Genomic DNA, 21,525 nt, shown 5'->3' on the forward strand with positions numbered 1-21,525 from the left:
GTCTGACCGGCAGATAGTGCGGTGCAGCACATCTCGCCAACGCAACATTCCGATTGCATTGATCGATTGCGATAATGGGTGCCGCCGACGCGATGCGACGAACTGGCCTAGCGCCTTACCGTGAACAGCATCGGGCCCATGGTGGTGTCGCATCGGCCGGAGATTTCCTGCGCGTCAGCCGCGATCCGGCCCGTGCAGTCCCCGCGCGACCCGTGGATCGCGTTGATGAAGCTGTAGCGCAATTGCCGCCCATCCACCTGCCCATCGCCCTGCGCGACCAGCTGGCCCATTGCGAAGCCTTGGATCGTCACGGCGGCGCCATCCTGCTCGATCCGGTACGTGGCGCCATCCGCATCGCGCCAGTCGCCCGCGATCTGCACGATGGCCGGCTGCACCGGCTCCTCGTCCACGGGGGAAAGCTTCGTGTCATCGGCGGCCGCATCGTCCGCGCCTGTGTCGGCGAGGGTGTCCGGCGTGTCGGTGGGGGTGTCGGTCGGGCCATCGTCGGGTCCAGCATGAATCGGCACCGCCTCGCTGCGTTCGCGCAGCACCGCGCCGACCACCCCGGCCAGGCCCAGCACCAGCGCGCCGAACACCAGCAGCCGCGTCCGCTCCCCGGCATCGCGGAACAGCAGCACGGCGACGAACCCGGCGACCAGCGTGACAAGGGAAACGACGCCCAGCGGAGAGCTGGCCGCCGCGGCGATGATCCGGTCCCAGGGCATCTGCGCCGCGGCTGTTTCCATCGACTCGGCGCTGCCCCCCGGCTTCCACCCCTATCCCGCCGCCGATGTTGCGCCATGTTCCCGGCGGGCGCCAGCACCTTTGTTGATGAAAGCGCTTCAGCCCACCTGCGCGCGGTGCAGCAGCTTATGGTCGGCCAGCACCAGCGCCATCATCGCCTCCACCACCGGCACCCCGCGAATGCCGACGCAGGGATCGTGGCGGCCCTTGGTGGCAAGCTGCGTCGCGGTGCCGTCGCGCGTCACGGTGTCCTGCGGGATCAGGATGGAACTGGTCGGCTTGAACGCGATCCGCACCACCACCGGCTGCCCGGTGGCGATGCCGCCGGCAATGCCACCCGCATGGTTGGCGGTGAATTCCGGCCCGCCGCCATCGGTGCCCGGGCGCATCGGATCGGCATTGTCCTCCCCCCGCAGGGCGGCGGCGGCCATGCCTTCGCCGATCTCCACGCCCTTCACCGCATTGATGCCCATCATCGCGGCGGCAAGATCGGCGTCGAGCTTGGCATAAAGCGGCGCACCCCAGCCGGCGGGCACGCCGGTGGCGACGCATTCGACCAGTGCGCCCAGGCTCGACCCGTCCTTGCGCGCCGCATCGACCAGCCCCTCCCACCGTGCGGCAGCGACCGGGTCGGGGCAGAAGAACGGATTGCGCCCGATCTCGGCAGCATCGAAATTGGCGGGGTCGATCGCGTCGCCACCGATCGCGCTGACCCAGGCGGTGATCGTCACTTCAGGGATGACCAGCCGCGCTACCGCGCCCGCCGCCACCCGCGCTGCCGTCTCCCGCGCGCTCGACCGCCCGCCGCCGCGATAGTCGCGGAAGCCGTACTTGGCGTCGTAGGCGTAATCGGCGTGGCCGGGGCGATAGGCTTTCGCCACCTCGCCATAATCCTTGGACCGCTGGTCCGTGTTCTCGATCATCAGGCTGATCGGCGTGCCCGTAGTTCGCCCCTCGAAGGTGCCGGACAGGATGCGCACCTCGTCCGCCTCCCGCCGCTGCGTGGTGAAGCGGCTGGTGCCGGGCTTCCTTGCATCCAGGAAGGGCTGGATCGCGCCTTCGTCCAGCGCCAGCCCCGGCGGGCACCCGTCCACCACCGCGCCCAGTGCCGGCCCGTGGCTTTCCCCCCAGGTGGTGAAGCGAAGGACGCGCCCGAATGTGTTCCAGCTCATGCGGGGCAGGCTATTGCGGCAAGCTGGCGGGCCTGTCCACTTTCCTACGCCCGGCGCATCTGGCAGGGACGGCCCATGACCGATCACGGCCTCTTCCCCGCACCCTCGACCTGTCGCCGCGCCGGTGGCCGCGGCAGCCGTGGGAGGTGTCAACTTAGTGTCAACTTCCGCGGATTGGACGACACCGTGCCCACCTTGCACCGGGCCGGCCGATGATCGCCCGCCTTTCCGGCCGGCTGGCGGAAACGGGCGTCGACTGGGCGATCATCGATGTCAGCGGCGTCGGCTACATGGTCCATTGTTCCAGCCGCACGCTGGCCGCGCTCGGCAATGTGGGGGAGGGGTGCACGATCCACACCGACCTGCAGGTGAGCGAGACGGACATGCGCCTGCTCGGCTTCGCCAAGGGGGAGGAGCGGGACTGGTTCCGGCTGCTGACCCATGTGCAGGGGGTGGGATCGAAGGTGGCGCTGGCGATCCTCTCCGCCCTCGCTCCGGCCGAGCTGCGCGATGCATGCGCCGCGGGTGACGCGGCGACGGTGGCGCGGGCGAACGGCGTGGGGCCGAAGCTGGCGGCGCGCATCGTCAACGAGTTGAAGGACCGGGCCGGCGCCATGCCCGGCGGCGGCGGAGTGGCCAGCGTCGCCGCTGCGGCTCCCGGCAGCGCCAGCGGCGACGCGGTCAGCGCGTTGCAGAACCTTGGCTTCAAACCCGCGGTCGCGGCTGGCGCCGTGGCGCGGGCGCAGGACGAACTGGGCGAGGGTGCCGACCTCAACACGCTGGTGCGCGTGGCGCTGAAGCTGGCGTCGGGGTGAGATCATGAGCACCAATCCCGACCTTTCGCCGCAGCGCATGGCCGAAGACGCCGACGCCGCGCTCCGTCCCAAGTCGCTACGCGACTTCACCGGGCAGGAAGCCGCGCGGGAGAACCTGCGCGTGTTCATCGAATCCGCTCGCAGCCGGGGGGAGGCGATGGATCATGTCCTGTTCTTCGGCCCGCCGGGCCTGGGTAAGACCACGCTGGCGCAGATCGTGGCCAAGGAACTGGGCGTCGGCTTCCGCGCCACCAGCGGCCCCGTGATCGCCAAGGCGGGCGACCTCGCCGCTCTCCTCACCAACCTCGAACCGCACGACGTGCTCTTCATTGACGAGATCCACCGCCTGAACCCGGTGGTGGAGGAGGTGCTGTACCCTGCAATGGAGGACCGCGCGTTGGACCTCATCATCGGGGAAGGGCCGTCGGCGCGCAGCGTGCGGATAGACCTGCCGCCCTTCACCCTGATCGGCGCCACGACGCGGCAGGGCCTGCTGACCACTCCCTTGCGCGACCGCTTCGGCATTCCCCTGCGGCTGGTGTTCTATACCGAGGGGGAACTGACCCGCGTCGTCACCCGCGCCGCAGGGCTGCTTGGCCTCGCCATCGATCCCGATGGCGCACGGGAGATCGCCCGCCGTTCGCGCGGTACCCCCCGCGTTGCCGGACGGCTGCTGCGGCGCGTGCGCGACTTCGCCCATGTGGCGGGGCGCGACGTCGTGACCCGCGCGCTGGCGGATGACGCGCTGACCCGGCTGGAAGTGGACAGCCTCGGTCTCGACGCCATGGACCGCCGCTACCTCCAGATGATCGCCGGCATCTACAAGGGCGGCCCGGTCGGCGTGGAGACGCTCGCCGCCGGCCTTGCCGAACCTCGCGACACGATCGAGGAGGTGGTGGAACCCTACCTCATCCAGCTCGGCCTCGTCGCCCGCACCGCGCGGGGCCGGTGCCTGAACGATGGCGGCTGGAAGCACCTGGGCCTGAGCCCACCGACGGGGCCGCAGGGTGGATTGTTCGACGACGCCGAAGGTTAGGCACGAAAAAGGGCGGCCCCGTCGCCGGAGCCGCCCCTCTTCCTCAGCGCTGATCCGGCTTACGCGGCCAGCTTGCGCAGCACGTACTGCAGGATGCCGCCATTCTGGTAGTATTCGAACTCGTTGGCGGTATCGATGCGGCACTGGGCGGTGAAGGTGAAGGTCTCGCCGTTCGGGCGGGTCACCTCGACCTCAACGTCCTGCAGCGGCTTGATGTCGGCCAGGCCACGGATGGTGAACTGGTCGTCGCCGGTCAGCTTCAGGCTCTGCCGGGTGTCGCCGTTCTTGAACATCAGGGGCAGCACGCCCATGCCCACCAGGTTCGACCGGTGGATACGCTCAAAGCTCTCCACGATCACCGCGCGCACGCCCAGCAGCACGGTGCCCTTGGCCGCCCAGTCACGGCTGGAACCGGTGCCGTACTCCTTGCCGCCGATCACCACCAGCGGGGTGTTGTCCGCCTTGTGCTTCTGCGCCGCGTCGTAGATCGCCATGACTTCCCCGCCGTAACGGGTCATGCCGCCTTCGATCCCCGGCACCATCTCGTTGCGGATGCGGATATTGGCGAAGGTGCCGCGCATCATCACCTCGTGATGGCCACGACGGCTGCCGTAGGAGTTGAAGTCGCGCTTCTCCACCCCGTGCTCCGTCAGCCAGCGGCCCGCCGGGCTGTCCGCCTTGATCGAGCCGGCCGGGCTGATGTGGTCGGTGGTGATGGAATCGCCCAGGATCGCCAGCGGCTTGGCCCCGACGATGTCAGTCACCGGCGGCGGGGTCATGCTCATGCCCTCGAAATAGGGCGGGTTGGCGACGTAGGTGGAATCGGCGCGCCACGAATAGGTCTCCGACCCGGTGACGTTGATCGCCTGCCAGTGCTCGTCACCCTTGTAGACGTCGGCATAGCGCGCCTGGAACATCGGCCGGTCGACGGCGGCGCTCATCAGGTCGGCGACTTCCAGGTTGCTGGGCCAGATGTCGCGCAGGAACACGTCCTGCCCATCCTTGCCCGTACCGATCGGGGTGGTGACGAAATCCTCCACCACGGTGCCCTTCAGCGCGTAGGCGACGACCAGCGGCGGGCTGGCCAGGAAGTTGGCGCGCACATCGGGGCTCACGCGGCCTTCGAAGTTGCGGTTGCCGCTGATGACAGCGCTGGCAACCAGGCCGTTCTCGTTGATCGCCTTGCTGATCGGCTCCGCCAGCGGACCCGAATTACCGATGCAGGTGGTGCAGCCGTAACCCACCAGGTTGAAGCCGATATTGTCGAGGTGCGTCTGCAGCCCCGCCTTGTTAAGGTAGTCGGTAACGACCTGCGAGCCCGGCGCCAGCGAGGTCTTGACCCACGGCTTGGGCTTCAGGCCCAGTTCGTCCGCCTTCTTGGCGACGAGGCCGGCGGCGACCAGCACGGACGGGTTGGAGGTGTTGGTGCAGCTGGTGATCGCGGCGATCATCACGTCGCCATCGCCGATGTCGAAGTCTTCGCCCTCGACCGCCACACGCTGCGCCGACTTCTTGTAGAGTTCGGCCATGTCCTTGTTGAACACGTCGTCCACGTCCGGCAGCGCGACCCAGTCCTGCGGGCGCTTCGGGCCAGCGAGGGAGGGGACGACGGTCGCCAGATCCAGCTCCAGCGTAGAGGAGAACACGGGGTCCTCCGCACCGGGATGCATCCAGAAGCCCTGCTCCTTGGCATAAGCTTCCACGAGGGCGATCTGCTCCTCCTCGCGGCCGGTCAGGCGCAGGTAGTCCAGCGTTTTGTCATCGATGCCGAAGAAGCCGCAGGTGGCGCCGTATTCCGGGGCCATGTTGGCCAGCGTCGCACGGTCCGCCAACGACAGGCTGGCGAGACCGGGGCCGAAATATTCGACGAAGCGGCCGACCACGCCGTGCTTGCGCAACATGGAGGTGCAGGTCAGCACCAGATCGGTCGCGGTGACGCCTTCCTTCAGCTCGCCGGTGAACTTGAAGCCGACGACTTCGGGGATCAGCATGGAGACCGGCTGCCCCAGCATCGCGGCCTCCGCTTCGATTCCGCCGACGCCCCAGCCGAGCACGCCCAGGCCGTTCACCATGGTGGTGTGGCTGTCGGTGCCGACGCAGGTGTCGGGATAGGCGACCTCGTCACCGTTCTGGTCGGTGCTGGACCACACGGCGCGGGCGATGTTCTCCAGGTTCACCTGGTGGCAGATGCCGGTGCCCGGCGGCACGGCGTAGAAATTGTCGAGCGACTTGGAGCCCCACTTCAGGAAGTCATAGCGCTCCATGTTGCGCTCGTACTCAATCTCCATGTTCTGCTCGAATGCGCGGGGATGCCCGAACTCGTCCACCATCACGGAGTGATCGATGACGAGGTTGACCGGCACCTGCGGGTTGATCTTGCTGGTGTCGCCGCCCAGCGTGGCGATCGCGTCGCGCATGGCGGCAAGGTCGACAACGCAGGGAACGCCGGTGAAGTCCTGCAGCAGCACGCGGGCCGGGCGGTACTGGATCTCCTTGCCGGTGGTCGGGTTCTTCTGCCAGTCGGCGATCGCCTGGATGTCCCCGACGGAAACGGTGAAGCCCGCATCCTCGAACCGGAGGAGGTTTTCCAGCAGCACCTTCATGGAGAACGGCAAGCGCGACACGTCGCCGATCTTCTCCGCCGCCTTGGCGAGCGAGTAGTAGGCGTAGGTCTTGCTACCGACCGAAAGGGTGCTGCGGGTGTCGAGCGAGTTGTTGCCGACCTGAGTCATGGGTGATCCTTCTGCTGTGCTGGCCCTGCACGGCGGTTTCCCGCCATATTTTTCCGCTGGCGCTTGCGCGTTCGCAGGCGCAACGTCAAGCGCCAGCGGGGTGGAACGGCAATGGCGGGCACCCGTTGCTGGAAGGTACGATATGCGCGCGGCGGCTGCTTGGATTCACGCTGCAGCAAGCGCGGGGCGCGCAGGACCACGACGGATGACGAAGCAGCAGATGCGAAAGACAGGCGAGATGAATACGGCGGTACGGTTGGGGCGTGGCTGGCAGGTCGCGGTGGCGGGCGCATTGGGGTTGGTGCTGGCGGGACCGGTGTCGGCACAGGCCGGGCGGCCGCAATCGCTGCTGCCCGCGCAGCAGACCGGCACGCCGGTGACGCCGCCGGTGCAGCGCACGCAAGTGCCGACTGTGTCGCAACCCGTGGTTCAGGCGCTGACCCTGCCGCCGGTGCCGCAATACGCCGCGGTGATGCGCTGGCCGGCGGACCGTGCCCGCTCCTTGCTGGAGGTGATCGAGGGCATTGGCGCCGAGGGGCTCGACCCGGCGGATTACCAGCCGGCGGCGCTGCGCAGCGCGATCGAGGCGGGCGAGGGCGCCGCGCTGGACGAGCAGGCCAGCCGCATGTTCACCTGGCTGGTGGAGGACCTGCGGGACGGGCGCACCCCGATGGAGGCGCGCCGGCAATGGTTCGTCGTCGATCCCGATCCTGATCTGCTGCCGACCGGCCGGATCATGGAGCAGGCGCTGGCCGACGGCAACGTCGCCGGTGCCCTTGCGGAACTGAGCCCGACCAACCCCGATTATGCCGCCCTTAAGGAGGAACTGGCGAGCACGCCGCGGGCATCCACGTCGCGCCGCGCGCTGATCCGCGCCAACATGGACCGTTGGCGCTGGCTGGCGCGGGATCTGGGCAATCAGTACCTGCTGACCAATGTGCCCGAGTACCAATTGCGCATGGTGGTGAACAACCGCATCGTGCGGTCGTACAAGACCATCGTCGGCAAACCCGGTCGCACCGCCACGCCGCAATTGGCGGAGACGGTGGAAGGGGTGATCTTCAACCCGACCTGGACCGTGCCGCAATCGATCGTGCGGGGCGAAGGGCTGGGCAACCGCGTGATGGGCAATCCCGGTTGGGCGCGGGCCAACGGCTATCGCGGCACGCGGGGCGAGAACGGGTTCATCACCGTGGTGCAGCAGCCCGGACCCGGCAATTCGCTGGGCATGATGAAGCTCGACATGCCCAATCCGCACGCGATCTTCCTGCACGACACGCCCAACCGCAACCTGTTCAACAACGACAACCGCGCGCTCAGCCATGGCTGCATCCGGACGGAGCGGGCGCTGGAACTGGCCATGACCATCGCCATCCTGGGCCAGGGCGCCAGCAAGGAGGAGGCGGTGGAGATCGCCAAGTCCGGCGAATATACGCGCGTGCCGGTGACCCGGCAGATGCCGGTCTACATCACCTATTTCACCATGGCGCGCGACATCGACGGGGAACTGCGCAGCTTTGACGACATCTACGGCCGCGATGCGCCGGTGCTGGCCGCGCTGAAGGCGCCGCGAGTGGAGCAGCGGGCGCGAACGACGGACGAGGAGTTGATCGTGATCGAGGACGATTTGCAGACGACCTGATCGGGGCGATCAGGTGCCGGGCGCGCGCATCCGCGCGTCTGGCCCTCCGCCTGGCGACAGAGCGGGGACGGGTTTACAGGCGGCAGGTAGTCGCCCGTTTTTTCGCCAGCTTCCTCTCCGCTTAGCTGATGCCGAGGCTGTCGGCGTAGAGCAGGCGTCCGCCTGACAGGTTCCACAGGGCTTCGTTGAAGTCGGTCGGGTCCATGGCGAAGCAGCCATTGGACCGGCCCATGCGCCCGTAAGTGGCCACATGATCTGCCGTGGCATATTGCGCCGAATGCATGACGATGGCGCGGGGCAGGGCGTTCACATTGGTTGGATCCAGGCCGCCCAAGCGGATGGAGGTGCCGTAGCGGCCCTTGTACCATTCCCACGTGACATAGGCACCGCGGCTGGTGCAATTGGACCCTTCGACGTCCGAGTAATAGTTGAGGTAGCCGTCATGCTCCGGGTCGGAGCCGCTGCCATGGCACACCCGGAACGAGCGGACAGTGCCGTTCTCCAGATTGGCAAAGTGAAATCGCGGTACGGCAGAATGGACCGCGAAGTCGGCAATGCCCGCAATGTCGCGGCGCCACAGCACAGCGCCGGCGCGCTCCACTTCCCGCCGGGCGATATCGAGAATGGCAACATCGCGCGGGGATGCGCTGCTGGCCTGAGCCCAGACACGTGCCGGCATGGCGGCAGCACCGGCGGCGGCCAGCGCCCCTGTCAGAAGTCCCCTGCGATCCACTCTTGCGACCATGCCCCGTTATAGACGCCGGAGTCTAGCCATCGGCTGAACAGGGCAGCGCGGCGTGGAACCGATCCGTCGTGCCGAAGCGTTTGGTTTCGCAGGAGAGAGCAAGGAGAGAATGGCGATGAGACAATGGCCGCTACTCGCCGCGCTGCTGCTAGGCGCGTGCGCCACCAGCCAGGCACCCGCGCCTGTCGAGAATGCACCAATGCCGACACCGGCTACATCGCCGCCGCCGGCTTCTGTTGCCGGACCGGGGACTCGCATCATCGATCGGGCCGCTGCCGACCGGTTGCTGGCCGCCGATGGTGCGACGCTGCAATGGATCAGTTGGGATCGGCGTGGCACGGTGCGAGTGGTGGAGCAGGGCGGTACGATCCGGCTGGACGCGGCGCAGGATCAGCCCGCCGGGCCGGGGCGGCTGTCCGTGTCCGGCGTCGTACGGGAGATCGGGAGCGACTACTTCATCCTAGACGGCACGATTCGCATCACCGATGCGCCTGATCCCGGCCGGCGGTGCGAGGCGGACAAGCTGTGGCATTTCGCCGTCACCCAGAACCGTCCTTACTGGCGACTGCGCGAATTTGAATGGTGCGACGGGCTGACCGACTATGTCGACATCTATATGGCCGGTACCGGGTAGCGGGTGTTTTCCGCCGCCATCGCCAGCATCGACCGGGCGTGGCGCTGGCCGATGACCATGGGATCGGTGCCGTAGCCGCCGCCCAGAGCACTCGCCACCGGCAGTCCGCGTCGTCGCGCCTCCGCCAGCACGAAGCGGTCACGGGCCTGCAGCCCATCATCACTCAGTGCCAGTCGTCCCAGGCGGTCGTCGACATGCGGGTCAACGCCCGCCTGGTAGAGGACCATGTCCGGGCGGAATTCATCCAGCACGTCCGGCAGCACGTCGGCCAGTTTGGCGAGATAGGCGGCATCCTCCATCCCATCAGGCAGGGGCACGTCCAGCGTGGAGCGGGCCTTGCGCGCCGGGAAGTTCTTTTCCGCGTGGAACGACAGGGTGAACACCTCGTCTCGCCCGGCCATCAGGCTGGCGGTGCCGTCCCCTTGATGCACATCGAGATCGACGATCAGGACGCGGTCCGCGTTCCCTTCCGCCAGCAGGCGGTTGGTGGTGACGGCGAGATCGTTGAACACACAATAGCCCGCGCCCGTGTCGTACAGCGCGTGGTGGCTGCCCGCCGCACTGTTGGCGGCATAGCCGTGCCGCCGGGCGATTTGCGCCGCCAGCCAGGTACCGCCGCTGGTATGCGCGACACGACTGGCGATGTGCGGCGTCACCGGGAAGCCGATCCGCCGTTCCTTGACCGGCGGCACGGCGGCGGCGAACACCTCAGCCACATAGGCAGGATCGTGTACCGCCTCCAGCCAGGGTCGCGGCATGGGTTCGGGCGCATGTTCGGTGATCGGCTGGCCGGAGCCGCGCAGTGCGACCATCACAGCCTGATACTTGTCGAACCGGAAAGTGCCGCGCGTGGGCGCGGGGGCCATGTAGTCGATGTGGTGGACGACGTGGAGCACGCGCGCGTCAGGCAGCCCGCGCGGCAAGGGTGTCGAGCGCGGCGCCATCGACCCGCATCACCGTCCAGTCAGCCATCGGCCGCGCACCGAGCGCACGGTAGAAGCCGATCGCCGGGGCGTTCCAGTCCAGCACCGACCATTCCAGCCGCGCACAGTCGCGCTGCGCCGCCAGCCACGCCAGGTAAGCCAGCAGGGCGGTCCCAAGCCCGCTGCCGCGCGCGGCGGGGCGCACGAACAAATCCTCCAGATACAGGCCGGGTCGCCCTTCAAAGGTTGAGAAATTGTGGAAGAACAATGCGAAACCCTGTGGCGCGCCGTCCACCTCTCCGATCACGACCTCCGCATGGGGAGTGGGTCCGAACAGGTACCCCTCCAGCGCGGCGGGATCGAAGCGCACCTCGCCACCCAGCCGCTCGTATTCGGCCAGAGCGTGGATCAGTTCGCCGATGAGCGGCAGGTCATCCCGCGTCGCAGGACGGATCGACAGCGCCATGGGTCGTGGTCATTCCGCCGGGACGGGCAGCGCGTCGGCCGGCATGGCAGCGGTGGCGGCCTCGATCTCCGCCGCCTTGGCTTCTACCAGCTGGACGATGTGGTCCAGCATGGCGTCGCTTTCGACCGTGTGGCTGGTGATGCCTGACAGGTACACCATGTGCTTGCCCGCGCCGCCACCAGTAATGCCGATGTCGGTTTCCCGCGCCTCGCCCGGTCCGTTGACCACGCAGCCCAGGACGGAAAGCGACAGCGGCGTCTTGATGTGCTGGAGCCGCTCCTCCAGCGCCGTGACCGTGCGGATCACGTCGAAGCCTTGCCGCGCGCAGCTGGGGCAGCTGACCACGCGCACGCCGCGGGTGCGCAGGCCCAGCGTCTTCAGCATCTCGAAGCCGACGCGCACTTCCTGCTCCGGCTCGGCACTCAGCGACACTCGGATGGTATCACCGATACCCGCCCACAGCAGGTTGCCCATGCCGATGGAGCTCTTGACCGTACCGCCGATCAGGCCACCGGCTTCGGTAATGCCAAGGTGCAGCGGGCAATCGACCGCTTCGGCCAGGCCCATATAGGCAGCGACCGCCAGGAACACATCTGACGCCTTCACCGCCACCTTGTATTCGTGAAAGTCGTGATCCTGCAGCAGCTTGATGTGGTCGAGCGCGGATTCCACCAGCGCCTCGGGGCACGGCTCCGCATATTTCTCCAGCAGGTGCCGTTCTAGGGAGCCGGCATTGACACCGATGCGGATGGAACAGCCATTGGCTTTCGCCGCGCGTACCACTTCCGCGACGCGATCCGCCGAACCGATATTGCCGGGATTGATGCGCAGGCAGGCCGCGCCCGCGTCGGCGGCTTCCAGCGCACGCTTGTAGTGGAAGTGGATGTCGGCGACGAGCGGCACGTTGGCCGCGCGAACGATGTCGCGAAAGGCGCGGGTGCTGTCCGTATCGGGGCAGGACACGCGGATGATGTCCGCCCCCGCATCCTCGCACCGGCGGATCTGGTCGATAGTGGCGCCCACGTCGGTGGTGGGGGTATTGGTCATGGTCTGGACGCTGATCGGGGCATCGCCGCCCACGGGCACGCGGCCGACCATGATCTGCCGGCTCTTGCGGCGCTCGATATCGCGCCAGGGTCGAACGGAGGACATGCCGCCACTATAGGCATTGTGCGCGACGGGGGGAAGGCATTGGGCCCGATTGCCTTATCTTGTGCCATCGGCGACATGGGGCACGGACGAGAGACACGGGGGCTTCGGCATGGAAACGCATGGCGGCGGCATGATGCTGCGCGAGGGATTGATCCTTCTGGGCTTTGCGCTCGGCTTCGTGCTGCTGTTCCGCCGCATGGGACTTGGCGCGACGCTCGGCTACCTGTTGGCGGGCATTGCCGTCGGGCCGCAGGTATTGGGCTGGGCGGGGGAGGCAGAGGCAATGAACCGTTTCGCCGAACTGGGCATCGTCATGCTGCTGTTCATAGTCGGGCTGGAGCTCAACCCCGGGCGGCTGTGGCGCATGCGCAAGGAGATCTTCGGGCTGGGCCTGCTGCAGGTGCTCGCCTGCGGGCTGGCACTGTCGCTGCTAATCGGCCTGGTCACCGGAATCAGCTGGGCCGCGGCGCTGGCGTTGGGCCTGCCGCTGGGTCTGAGCTCCACCGCGCAGGTGTTGCCGATGCTGCAAAGCTCCGGCCGGCTGCGGACGCCGAGCGGCGAGCGCGCCTTCGCCATCCTGCTGTTCCAGGATCTGTCGATCATCCCGCTGATCACCATCGTCGCAACCATGAGCCGCAACCCGGCCGACCAGGCGGGCCCGCCGGGATGGCAGCTCGGCCTGATGACGGCGGCGGCGATCGTCGGCCTGATACTGGCGGGCCGGTTCCTGATCCGGCCGATGTTCCGCCTGATCGCCGGACTTGGCGAGCGGGAGATGTTCGTCATGGCGGGCCTGTTCACGGTCGTCGCCAGCGCCGCAGTCATGGAGACGCTGGGCCTGTCGACGGCGCTGGGCGCGTTTATTGCCGGGGTGATGCTGGCCGACACCCCCTATCGGCACGAGCTGGAGACCAGCGTGGAGCCATTCCGCTCCCTCCTGCTGGGGCTGTTCTTCATCTCGGTCGGCATGATGCTGGACCTGGGCGCGATCGCCGACCGGCCGGTCTTCGTGGTCAGCATGGCGGCGGCGCTGGTGGCGGTGAAAGCGGCGGTGATCGCGGGTCTCGGCCTGGCCTTCCGCATGCGCTGGCGCGAGGCGGCGGGGCTGGGCCTGCTGCTTAGCCAGGGCGGCGAGTTCGGCTTCGTGCTGTTTGGCCAGGCCACCGCCGCGCTGCTGATCACGCCGGAGGCGGCGAGCCTGTTCGGCGCGATCGTGACCCTGTCCATGGCAACCACGCCGTTCCTGATGCAGGTTATGCGCCGCTTCGCCAAGGAACCGGTCGCCCCGGACGAGCGCCCGGGACCGACCGGCCACACGGCAGCCAGCGCGCTGGTCGTGGGTTACGGCCGGTTCGGGCAGACGGTGGCGCAGACATTGCTGGCGGGCGGGGTGTCCGTGACTCTGATCGACACAGATGTGGAGATCATCGATGTCGCCAAGGAGTTTGGCGCACAGGTCTATTTCGGCGACGGCACACGGCTCGACCTGCTGCGACAGGCCGGCGCCGGGGAGGCGCAGCTTATCCTGTTCTGCATCGATGACGACCAGGCGACTCCCGACCTGATCGATGCGGTCCACGATGCCTTTCCGCAGGCGTCGATCTATGTCCGCGCGTTCGACCGGCGCAGCGTTATCCGGCTGCATGGCCACCCTACCACCTCCGTCGTGCGTGAGGTGCTGGGGTCCGCGATCATCATGGCGCGGCTGGCGCTGGCGAAGCTGGGCCTGGGCGCGGAAGAGATCGACCAAGCGGAGGCGACCTACCGCAAGATGGATCGCAAGCGGTTGCAACTGCAGTTGGAAGCCGGTGACATCCGCGCAGCCGGGGCAATGGATATGATGATCACGGAGAGCAGCCGCTAGCGGCCTATCTCAACTATTGTATCAAACGTTCATGATGTGAGATTTGTTGTAGGCATCGAGACATCGCGGCGCTAAGGGCGCGGGATCAAGCGGCGGACCGTGGGGCCGTTCGCATCCACAGAGAGGATCGCAAAAATGCGTCTCGCACACTCCGTTTCGTTCGCCTGCACGTCCGGTGCAGCCTTGGCTATCGCCCTCCTGTCGGCCGCGCCCGCCTTTGCGCAGGATGCGCAGCAGACGCAGCCCGACCCGGTCGAGGAAGAGCAGCAGCAGCCCGCCGGCACCGAAGCCGCCGACACCGCCGCCGGCAACGAGATCGTCGTCACCGGCATCCGTGCCTCGCTCGCCAGCGCGCTCAGCGCCAAGCGCGATTCGGCGCAGGTGATCGATGCGATCTCGGCCGAGGATATCGGCAAGTTCCCCGACAAGAACATCGGCGAGGCGCTGCAGCGCGTGACCGGCGTGCAGATCAGCCGCGCCGGCGGTGAAGGGCAGAGCATCTCCATTCGCGGTGCCGAGCCGGCGCTGAACCGCGTGGAGATCAACGGCCAGACGGCGCTCTCCACCAATGTCGGCGGCGGCCGTGCGGTCGAGTTCCGCGATCTGCCGGTCGAGTTCGTGAACCGGCTGGAAGTGGTGAAGTCCGCTACCCCCGACATGACCGAGGGCGGCCTGGGCGGCACGGTGCGCATCATCACCCGCCGGCCGTTCGACGGCAACGGCGAATCCTATCTGGCCGGGTCGGCGCAGGGCATTTACGGCGATCTGGCCGACCGCATCGATCCCAAGTTCGCGCTGATCGGCAGCACGCTGTTCAACGACGACACGATGGGCGTCCTGCTGTCGGCTACCTACGAGGAGCGCAGCCTGTGGTACGATCAGCTGCGCACCACCGGCTGGCGCCAGATCGACGCCAATCCGGGCCTTGCCGGCGTACAGGCTCTGGACCTGAACAATGACGGTACCGGCGACTTCTACCCCGACATCCCGCGCCCGATCATCAACCGCGAGCTGACCAAGCGCGGATCGATCAACGGCATCTTCGAATGGCGCCCGACCGATGACCTGCGCATGTTCGTGGAAGGCACGCACACCCGGTCCGACATGGATCTGGACAGCCAGTTCCTGCAGCTGGGCACCGTGCAGAACGTCGCCAATGGCGGCGTGGACCCGAGCCGCACCACGATCGGCCCCGACAACACCGCCAGCCGCGTCACCTTCGTCGGTGCCACTGCTGCGCCGGGTGGGCTGAGCGCCGCCTACCGCAACATCCTGGGTACGCAGGAGCGCCGCACCTACAACGCGCAGGCGGGTTTCGAATGGACCACCGGCCAGCTGACGCTGAGCGGCCGAGGCAGCTATGCCAAGTCCGAAGCGTTCAATGACGAGATCAACGCCACCGCCACCGCACAGGGCTTGTCGGAGCTGACGATCGACTACAACAACGATCAGCAGGCCCCTAACATCATACTGCCGATCGATCCCACGACCACGCAGGGCCTGACCCAGCTGATCGTGCTGAGCCGGCCGCGCTTCAACGATCAGGAGGAGATCAGCGGCAAGCTGGACCTCGAATACGAGCCGACCGGCGGCTTCTTCACCTCCTTCAAGGTGGGCGGCCAGTGGCGCCAGCTGACCGCGGACAGCAGGTACTTCGACAAGTCGATCACGCTTGACGGGACCAGTGGTGAGACGAGGGTCAACAACTTTGACACCGGCACCAGCGTAACACGAGCCATTTCCACCGAGTCGCCGGCTGCGTTGACGGCCCGGCTGCGCAACATCGTCGGTAACAATGCCACGATCGGCGACCATGATTTCTTTGGCGGGGCGGATAAGGGCTTCGACGGCGGGATCGATCGCTGGCTGAACCTGGGCCTGGGTGTCGCCAACGCGGTCGGCATCCCCGACCCGTATGATAACGACGTGCCGCTCGACACCTGGGAGGTGACGGAAGACAACTGGGCGGGTTATGCCCAGGCCGCGTTCGAAGTCGATCTCGGTTTCGTGCTGAAGGGTGTCGCCGGCGCGCGCGTGGTGGACACCAAGACCACCGCCAACGGCAACCAGATCCAGGGTGGCGACGTGACGCCGGTGTCGTTCGACGGCGGCTACACCGAGTTCCTGCCCTCCATCAACCTGACGGCGGAGCTGATCCCGAACCGGCTGCAGGCCCGCGCCACGGCGACCGAGGTGCTGGCCCGCCCGCTGCCGCAGCAGCTCGCCCCGCGCTTCACCCTCGACAATGTCGGGCTGACCGGATCGCGCGGCAACCCCAACCTGCAGCCATACCGTGCGCGCCAGTACGACCTGGGGCTGGAGTATTACTTCAACAACACCAGCTACTTCTCCGCGACCTATTTCCGCAAGGAGATCGGATCCTTCGTGCAGAATGGCACCGAACTGTACACCGATCCGGTGAGCACCAATGTCTACACCATCACCGTGCCGATCAACGGTACGCAGGAGGTGACGATCAATGGCGCCGAGGTGGGTGGCCAGTACGTATTCGACTTCCTGCCAGGCATCCTGTCGAACATCGGCGTGCTGGCGAACTACACCTTCTCCGACGACAGCGGTTACGAGGAAACGGACGCCTTCACCGGCGACCCGCTCAGCTTCCCGGGTCTCTCGCGGCACAGCTACAACCTGTCCGCCTTCTACGAGGATGACACGTTCAGCCTGCGCGGGTCATACAATTGGCGGTCGGAGTTCCTGATCGTCGCCCGCGGTCGTGGCAACAACCCGGAATTCGGCGAGGCCTATGGCCAGTTCGACGCCTCGGCGAGCTACAACATCGACGAGAACGCGTCGCTGTTCGTGGAAGCGGTCAACCTGACCAACGCCGTCCGGATCGAAAATGCGAACAGCGAATATCGTCGCACGATCCTGGAGACGTTCGGGCGCCGGTTCTATGCCGGCATGCGCATGCGCTTCTGATGATGGATGGGGCGGCGTCTGGTGGCGCCGCCCCATCTACTTCAAGCGGCGTTCGTACAGAAATTCATCGTCGCAGGTCTGGCCAACCCAGAAGTGGATGTCGGCGACATGCGCGAAGCCGTGACGTTGGTAGAACCGCTGAGCACCATGGTTGCCGCTGTAAACCGATAGCTGGATAGCGTCGGCATTCCAGCCCTGCGCCTCGGCCAGTGTCCAGTCGAGCAGCGCGACACCCAGACCCCGGCCGGTGGCCACACCGGCGCAATAGAGCTGGCTGAGCAGCACGGGCCGTTGCGGCTGTGGCGCGGGCCGCTCCACGAAATGCCCGCCCATCACGATCAGGGCATAGGCGATCAGCTCGCCATCCTCTTCCACCACCGCGACCCGGGTCGCCGGATCGGCCAGCGCGCCCGCATACTTGCCCGCGGAGCGTTCGTGAGTGTGGAAGTGGGCCAGATCCGCCGGCGGGTAGAGGTGGCCGAAGGCGGCATCGAACGATTCGCGCGCCAGCCGAGCGAGTGACTCGGCATCGGCGGGCAAGGCGCGGCGCAGCACGGTCATGCGGTCAGTTCCATGTGCAGGCATTGGGAGAACTCGTCGGCGACATAGGTGCCGAACGGCTCGCAAGAGGTGAAGCCATGTTTGCGGTACAAGGCGACCGCCGGATGGAACGGCTCAGTCCGGCCGGTCTCCAGCCCCAGCCAGGTGATGCCGCGGCCGCGCGCTTCCGCCAGCAGATGCCGCAGGATCGCCTGCCCGGCGCCGCGTCCGCGCCACGCCGGATCGGCGCGCATCGACTTCAGCTCCCCCCGCCGCTCGTCTAGCTGCCGCAGCGCGCCGACGGCGGCCAGTCGATCGCCGTCCCATGCGCTGTAGAAGCTGACGTCGGGCTGCCGCAGCCGCTCCACCGGCATGGCATGGACCGATCCCGGCGGAGACCAGCGGTGCATCTCGTCCAGATGGAAGCGGAGCAATGCGGTCACCGCATCGCCCGAGAGATCATCGGGGACGATGCGGTAGACCGACTGTGCCATCAGCCGCGGACCCGCGCCTGGCGGTAGCTGCCGAGGATGCGCAGTTCGCGTGCGTGGAAAGCAAGTTCTTCCAGTGCGCGATCCACCGCCGGATCGCCCGGCGCGCCGATGATGTCGGCATAGAACATGGTTGCGGCGAAGCTGGCGCCTTCCTGGTAGCTTTCCAGCTTCGTCATATTGACCCCGTTAGTGGCAAAGGCGCCCAGCGCCTTGTACAAGGCGGCGGGCACGTTGCGGACCTGGAACACCAGCGTGGTCATCGCTGTCGCGCCGGCCAGCACGTCCGGCCCGAGCGTCGCGGGATCAAGCGGCTGTGAAGCCAGCGCCACGAACCGGGTCATGTTGTCATGCGCGTCCTCGATCCGGTCGGCGATCAGTTCCAGGCCGTAGAGATCGGCGGCGAGTGCCGGCGCGATGGCGGCAATGGCCGGATCCCCCTGCTCCGCCACCCAGGCAGCGGCGCCAGCCGTGTCGGCGTGGCTCAACGGAACGATGCCGCGATCGCGAAGATAACGGCGCGTCTGGCCGAGCGCCTGCGGATGGCTGTAAGCGGCGGTGAACGGTCCCGGCCCGTTCGCCAGCAAGGCGTGGTGCACGGTCATGAAATGTTCGGCCACGATGGAAAGGCCGCTGTGCGGCAGCAGGAAGTGAATATCTGCCACACGGCCGTGCTGGCTGTTCTCGATCGGGATCAGGGCGCTGCCTGCCGTGCCGGTGGCTACCGCTTCCAGTGCATCTTCGAAACTGAAGCAGGGCAGCGGCAGGCAGCCGGGGTCCCACTCCAGGGCGGCCTTGTGCGAGTTTGCGCCGGGCGCGCCCTGGAAAGCGACGGCCCGCTCGGGTTCCTCCGCGGCGGCGCGGGTCATCTGCTCGACCAAGGCGAGCGCCGGGGCGGCGTAACTGTCCATGGCACGGCGCTACCGCCGGGGGCAGTTTCGAACAAGATGAAAGCTGGCGTCTTCAGCAGAACTGGCAAGCGGCCTTGCGTGGGTTCATCTGCATGATTAGACCGGCAAGAAACTGTTTGGGCCGGGACCGGATGACCGATCGACTGAATACCATTTTCGGCTGGGTGCTGTTCGCCGGCATCGTGGCATTAGGGCTGTCGGTGGTCAGCGGAATGTATTTCGAGGCGGACCGGCCGGAACGGCCGGAACAGCTCGGCTACGTCATCGAGGGCGCTGAGGAAGAGGGCGAAGGCGAAGGGCCTGATCTCGGCACCCTGCTCGCCGCCGCCACGCCGGAGGCTGGTGAGGCGGTCTTCGCCAAGTGCACCGCGTGCCACACGATTGCCCAGGGCGGACCGAACCAGATCGGCCCCAATCTGTGGGCCGTGCTGGGTAAGCCGATCGGCAAACATGCGGCAGGTTTCGCCTATTCCAGTGACCTGTCGGGCCATGGCGGCGAGTGGACGTACGAGGCCATGAACGACTGGCTGGCATCCCCGCGTGCCTTCGCGAGCGGCACCAAGATGAGCTTCGCCGGCCTGTCGAAGCCGGAAGATCGCGCCGCAGTGATTCGCTACCTCTACGCAAACGGTGGTGGGCCGCCGCTGCCCGCACCGGAGGCGGCGACGGAAGAAACGCCGGAAGAAGGCACGCTTCCCGAGAATGCAGATGCCGGTACGCCGCCGGCTGACAGTGCGGCGGCGGCGGGGGCGAATGCTTCGGAAATGCCGTCAGAGGACGAGGCTTCCACCAATCCGGTGGGCGAGGGCACCTGACCCCGCGGGGCCGCGTCAATCGCGGTCCTTGAACCCTTGCGCGATCACGTACCACTCGGAACTACCCTTGCGGCTCGCCGGGGGCTTGGCATGCTTTACCGTGCGGAAGTGCCGCTTCAGCAGCGCCAGCAGATCCGCATCGGTCCCGCCGGCCAGCACCTTGGCGACGAAGGTACCGTCCGGCGCCAGCACACTGATCGCGAAGTCGGCGGCGGTCTCCACCAGGCCCATGGTCCTGAGGTGATCGGTTTGCCGGTGGCCGACGGTGTTTGCCGCCATGTCCGACAGGACCAGATCGGGCGGACCGTCGAGTGCCGCGGTCAGCGCGGCGGGCGCGCCGTCGGCCATGAAGTCCATCTGAAGGATGGTCACGCCGTCGATCGGCTCAACTTCAAGCAGGTCGATCCCGACGATCGCCGCGCGGGGCGCCAGCTTGCGGACCACTTGGCTCCAACCACCCGGCGCAATGCCGAGGTCGACCACGCGGCGCGCGCTCTTCACTAGCGCGAATTTTTCATCCAGTTCGATCAGCTTGTAGGCCGCTCGGCTGCGATAGCCGTCGGCCTTGGCCTGCTTGACGTACGGGTCGTTCAACTGCCGCTCCAGCCACCGGACCGACGAGGCGGTGCGCTTCTTCGCGCTGCGGACGCGGCGGTCGGCGTCCTGTCCTGATCTGCTCATCGAGTCCTCACTTGCCGATCCGGCGGAGCGCCGCCTGGGCCATTTGTCCCTCCGCATCGGCCGACATCAGCGACCGGAGAATGCCCTCGCGGATGCCGCGGTCCGCCACGCCCAATCTGGGCGCGGGCCAGATGTCGAGGATCGCATCGAGAATCGCGCAGCCCGCCACCACCAGATCGGCCCGTTCGTTGCCGATGCAGGGCAGCGTCCGCCGTTCCGCCGGTCCCATACCTGAAAGGCGGGTGGTGATGGCGCGCATGGCGTCGCTCGGCACTATCAGGCCATCCACCGCGCGCCGGTCATATTGCGGCAACGCCAGGTGCAGGCTGGCGAGCGTGGTCACGGTGCCGCTGGTGCCCAGCAGGCGCAGGTCGGGCGCCCGATGCGCGGCGATCCGCTCCGCAAAATCGGCGAAGGCATCGGCCACCGTGCCGCGCATGGTGGCATAGCGGGCGAGCAGCGCCTCCGTCCCGTCCGGCTCGGCGCCCATCGTTTCCGTCAGGGAGACGACGCCCCACGGTACGCTCTGCCAGTCGAGAATGCGGGGCACGGGCGCACCGGGCTCGATCAGCACGAGTTCGGTCGATCCGCCACCGATGTCGAAGATCACCGCCGGGCCAATGCCGTCTTCCAGCAGGATGTGGCAGCCGAGCACGGCCAACCGGGCCTCCTCCTGCGCGGAAATGATGTCGAGGCGGATGCCGGTCTCCTCCCGCACGCGTTCGATGAAGGCGGGACCATTCGTGGCGCGGCGGCAAGCCTCCGTCGCGACGGAGCGGGCGAGGTGGACATTGCGACGGCGCAGCTTGTCCGAACAGATGCGCAGCGCCGCGACGGCGCGATCCATGGCCACGTCGCTGAGGCGACCGGTCTGGGCCAGACCTTCGCCCAGCCGCACGACGCGGCTGAATGCGTCTATGACGGTGAAGTTCTCCCCGGTCGGGCGGGCGATCAGCAAGCGGCAATTATTGGTGCCAAGGTCGATCGCGGCATAGGCCTGACGGCCCTGCGCCGGCGCATCGCCCGGCTGCGCTGCCGTTCTGTCGAGGCCGGCATTGCGCGAGTGCCCGGGCGACCATGGATGGCTGCCGACCCGGTCTGCCGTGGCGGGGGCGGCCTCCGCCCGATCCGGGACCCCGCGCTGCGCTGCCGGCGGAAAATGCTCCGCCATGTCTCTGTTTGCCTTATCGTTCTTGCCGACCGTGATCGGCACCTGGCAATC

General features: G+C 67.3%; 19 protein-coding genes. 7 read left to right on the forward strand and 12 right to left on the reverse strand.

The genetic code is table 11. From position 1 onward, the window contains the following. Positions 1 to 107: 107 nt before the first annotated feature. Together V5740_RS00235 and aroC are read right to left on the reverse strand one after the other, a co-directional pair. Entirely contained in the window at positions 108 to 746 is a 639-nt protein-coding gene (locus V5740_RS00235; RefSeq protein ID WP_347303097.1) for a hypothetical protein, read from the reverse strand. Between the two features lie 96 nt (positions 747 to 842). Next, a complete protein-coding gene (gene aroC / locus V5740_RS00240) occupies positions 843 to 1,916 on the reverse strand; it encodes a chorismate synthase (protein WP_347303098.1) in 1,074 nt (357 codons plus the stop codon). Positions 1,917 to 2,128: 212 nt separating this feature from the next. Here aroC and ruvA point away from each other — a divergent pair, with 212 nt between their 5' ends. Continuing rightward, entirely contained in the window at positions 2,129 to 2,731 is a 603-nt protein-coding gene (gene ruvA, locus V5740_RS00245; RefSeq protein WP_347303099.1) for a Holliday junction branch migration protein RuvA, read from the forward strand. Positions 2,732 to 2,735: 4 nt separating this feature from the next. Next, positions 2,736 to 3,767: a Holliday junction branch migration DNA helicase RuvB gene (ruvB, locus tag V5740_RS00250; protein WP_347303100.1), complete on the forward strand. Its 1,032-nt coding sequence runs from the start codon at positions 2,736 to 2,738 to the stop codon at positions 3,765 to 3,767. A gap of 59 nt (positions 3,768 to 3,826) precedes the next feature. Here ruvB and acnA read toward each other — a convergent pair whose 3' ends face one another. Next, positions 3,827 to 6,499, reverse strand: coding sequence for an aconitate hydratase AcnA (gene acnA / locus V5740_RS00255; RefSeq protein ID WP_347303101.1), 2,673 nt, complete (start codon positions 6,497 to 6,499; stop codon positions 3,827 to 3,829). A 238-nt stretch (positions 6,500 to 6,737) separates the two neighbouring features. Between acnA and V5740_RS00260 the strand changes: the two genes are divergently transcribed. Then, positions 6,738 to 8,141, forward strand: a complete 1,404-nt coding sequence (locus tag V5740_RS00260; RefSeq protein WP_347303102.1) for a L,D-transpeptidase family protein — start codon at positions 6,738 to 6,740, stop codon at positions 8,139 to 8,141. Positions 8,142 to 8,262: 121 nt separating this feature from the next. On the opposite strand, the gene V5740_RS00265 is transcribed toward V5740_RS00260, so the two are convergent. Continuing rightward, on the reverse strand, positions 8,263 to 8,820 hold the full coding sequence (locus V5740_RS00265; protein WP_347303103.1) for a murein L,D-transpeptidase catalytic domain-containing protein: 558 nt from the start codon (positions 8,818 to 8,820) through the stop codon (positions 8,263 to 8,265). Between the two features lie 181 nt (positions 8,821 to 9,001). Here V5740_RS00265 and V5740_RS00270 point away from each other — a divergent pair, with 181 nt between their 5' ends. Continuing rightward, the gene (locus tag V5740_RS00270) at positions 9,002 to 9,520 is read left to right on the forward strand and encodes a hypothetical protein (protein WP_347303104.1); all 519 of its coding nucleotides are present in this window, start codon (positions 9,002 to 9,004) and stop codon (positions 9,518 to 9,520) included. Here V5740_RS00270 and V5740_RS00275 read toward each other — a convergent pair. From V5740_RS00275 to ispG, 3 genes are read right to left on the reverse strand one after another with little or no spacing between them, the layout of a single operon-like run. After that, a complete protein-coding gene (locus V5740_RS00275; protein ID WP_347304546.1) occupies positions 9,499 to 10,386 on the reverse strand; it encodes a histone deacetylase in 888 nt (295 codons plus the stop codon). The genes V5740_RS00270 and V5740_RS00275 overlap by 22 nt on opposite strands. A gap of 37 nt (positions 10,387 to 10,423) precedes the next feature. Then, positions 10,424 to 10,909, reverse strand: a complete 486-nt coding sequence (locus V5740_RS00280; RefSeq protein WP_347303105.1) for a GNAT family N-acetyltransferase — start codon at positions 10,907 to 10,909, stop codon at positions 10,424 to 10,426. 9 nt (positions 10,910 to 10,918) lie between these two features. Further along, the gene (gene ispG, locus V5740_RS00285) at positions 10,919 to 12,061 is read right to left on the reverse strand and encodes a flavodoxin-dependent (E)-4-hydroxy-3-methylbut-2-enyl-diphosphate synthase (RefSeq protein ID WP_347303106.1); all 1,143 of its coding nucleotides are present in this window, start codon (positions 12,059 to 12,061) and stop codon (positions 10,919 to 10,921) included. A gap of 109 nt (positions 12,062 to 12,170) precedes the next feature. Between ispG and V5740_RS00290 the strand changes: the two genes are divergently transcribed. Beyond that, positions 12,171 to 13,925 carry a monovalent cation:proton antiporter-2 (CPA2) family protein gene (locus tag V5740_RS00290; RefSeq protein ID WP_347303107.1) on the forward strand — a complete coding sequence of 585 codons (1,755 nt, stop codon included), beginning with the start codon at positions 12,171 to 12,173 and terminating at the stop codon, positions 13,923 to 13,925. 183 nt (positions 13,926 to 14,108) lie between these two features. After that, complete coding sequence (locus V5740_RS00295; protein WP_347303108.1) at positions 14,109 to 16,865, forward strand: TonB-dependent receptor; 2,757 nt, start codon at positions 14,109 to 14,111, stop codon at positions 16,863 to 16,865. A 36-nt stretch (positions 16,866 to 16,901) separates the two neighbouring features. On the opposite strand, the gene V5740_RS00300 is transcribed toward V5740_RS00295, so the two are convergent. The 3 genes from V5740_RS00300 to V5740_RS00310 are packed head-to-tail and all read right to left on the reverse strand — an operon-like array spanning position 16,902 to position 18,807. Next, a complete protein-coding gene (locus V5740_RS00300) occupies positions 16,902 to 17,426 on the reverse strand; it encodes a GNAT family N-acetyltransferase (protein ID WP_347303109.1) in 525 nt (174 codons plus the stop codon). After that, positions 17,423 to 17,899, reverse strand: a complete 477-nt coding sequence (locus tag V5740_RS00305; RefSeq protein ID WP_347303110.1) for a GNAT family N-acetyltransferase — start codon at positions 17,897 to 17,899, stop codon at positions 17,423 to 17,425. Before V5740_RS00305 ends, V5740_RS00300 begins: the two co-directional genes overlap by 4 nt. Continuing rightward, positions 17,899 to 18,807: a prephenate dehydratase gene (locus tag V5740_RS00310; RefSeq protein WP_347303111.1), complete on the reverse strand. Its 909-nt coding sequence runs from the start codon at positions 18,805 to 18,807 to the stop codon at positions 17,899 to 17,901. The genes V5740_RS00305 and V5740_RS00310 overlap by 1 nt, the downstream gene beginning before the upstream one ends. 131 nt (positions 18,808 to 18,938) lie before the next feature. Between V5740_RS00310 and V5740_RS00315 the strand changes: the two genes are divergently transcribed. Further along, positions 18,939 to 19,622: a cytochrome c family protein gene (locus V5740_RS00315; protein WP_347303112.1), complete on the forward strand. Its 684-nt coding sequence runs from the start codon at positions 18,939 to 18,941 to the stop codon at positions 19,620 to 19,622. 15 nt (positions 19,623 to 19,637) lie between these two features. Here the strand turns inward: V5740_RS00315 and V5740_RS00320 are convergent, their stop codons facing one another. After that, positions 19,638 to 20,303, reverse strand: a complete 666-nt coding sequence (locus V5740_RS00320; RefSeq protein ID WP_347303113.1) for an RlmE family RNA methyltransferase — start codon at positions 20,301 to 20,303, stop codon at positions 19,638 to 19,640. Between the two features lie 7 nt (positions 20,304 to 20,310). After that, the gene (locus V5740_RS00325) at positions 20,311 to 21,474 is read right to left on the reverse strand and encodes a Ppx/GppA phosphatase family protein (RefSeq protein WP_347303114.1); all 1,164 of its coding nucleotides are present in this window, start codon (positions 21,472 to 21,474) and stop codon (positions 20,311 to 20,313) included. Positions 21,475 to 21,525: the final 51 nt, after the last annotated feature.

This window comes from Croceibacterium sp. TMG7-5b_MA50 (genome assembly GCF_039830145.1).
Lineage (GTDB): Bacteria > Pseudomonadota > Alphaproteobacteria > Sphingomonadales > Sphingomonadaceae > Croceibacterium.

Coding starts and splice junctions, on each gene's coding strand:
- V5740_RS00235 (WP_347303097.1), bottom strand. CDS start 746: ATGGAAACAGCCGCGGCGCAGATGCCCTGGGACCGGATCATCGCCGCG.
- aroC (WP_347303098.1), bottom strand. CDS start 1,916: ATGAGCTGGAACACATTCGGGCGCGTCCTTCGCTTCACCACCTGGGGG.
- ruvA (WP_347303099.1), top strand. CDS start 2,129: ATGATCGCCCGCCTTTCCGGCCGGCTGGCGGAAACGGGCGTCGACTGG.
- ruvB (WP_347303100.1), top strand. CDS start 2,736: ATGAGCACCAATCCCGACCTTTCGCCGCAGCGCATGGCCGAAGACGCC.
- acnA (WP_347303101.1), bottom strand. CDS start 6,499: ATGACTCAGGTCGGCAACAACTCGCTCGACACCCGCAGCACCCTTTCG.
- V5740_RS00260 (WP_347303102.1), top strand. CDS start 6,738: ATGAATACGGCGGTACGGTTGGGGCGTGGCTGGCAGGTCGCGGTGGCG.
- V5740_RS00265 (WP_347303103.1), bottom strand. CDS start 8,820: ATGCCGGCACGTGTCTGGGCTCAGGCCAGCAGCGCATCCCCGCGCGAT.
- V5740_RS00270 (WP_347303104.1), top strand. CDS start 9,002: ATGAGACAATGGCCGCTACTCGCCGCGCTGCTGCTAGGCGCGTGCGCC.
- V5740_RS00275 (WP_347304546.1), bottom strand. CDS start 10,386: ATGGCCCCCGCGCCCACGCGCGGCACTTTCCGGTTCGACAAGTATCAG.
- V5740_RS00280 (WP_347303105.1), bottom strand. CDS start 10,909: ATGGCGCTGTCGATCCGTCCTGCGACGCGGGATGACCTGCCGCTCATC.
- ispG (WP_347303106.1), bottom strand. CDS start 12,061: ATGTCCTCCGTTCGACCCTGGCGCGATATCGAGCGCCGCAAGAGCCGG.
- V5740_RS00290 (WP_347303107.1), top strand. CDS start 12,171: ATGGAAACGCATGGCGGCGGCATGATGCTGCGCGAGGGATTGATCCTT.
- V5740_RS00300 (WP_347303109.1), bottom strand. CDS start 17,426: ATGACCGTGCTGCGCCGCGCCTTGCCCGCCGATGCCGAGTCACTCGCT.
- V5740_RS00305 (WP_347303110.1), bottom strand. CDS start 17,899: ATGGCACAGTCGGTCTACCGCATCGTCCCCGATGATCTCTCGGGCGAT.
- V5740_RS00310 (WP_347303111.1), bottom strand. CDS start 18,807: ATGGACAGTTACGCCGCCCCGGCGCTCGCCTTGGTCGAGCAGATGACC.
- V5740_RS00315 (WP_347303112.1), top strand. CDS start 18,939: ATGACCGATCGACTGAATACCATTTTCGGCTGGGTGCTGTTCGCCGGC.
- V5740_RS00320 (WP_347303113.1), bottom strand. CDS start 20,303: ATGAGCAGATCAGGACAGGACGCCGACCGCCGCGTCCGCAGCGCGAAG.
- V5740_RS00325 (WP_347303114.1), bottom strand. CDS start 21,474: ATGGCGGAGCATTTTCCGCCGGCAGCGCAGCGCGGGGTCCCGGATCGG.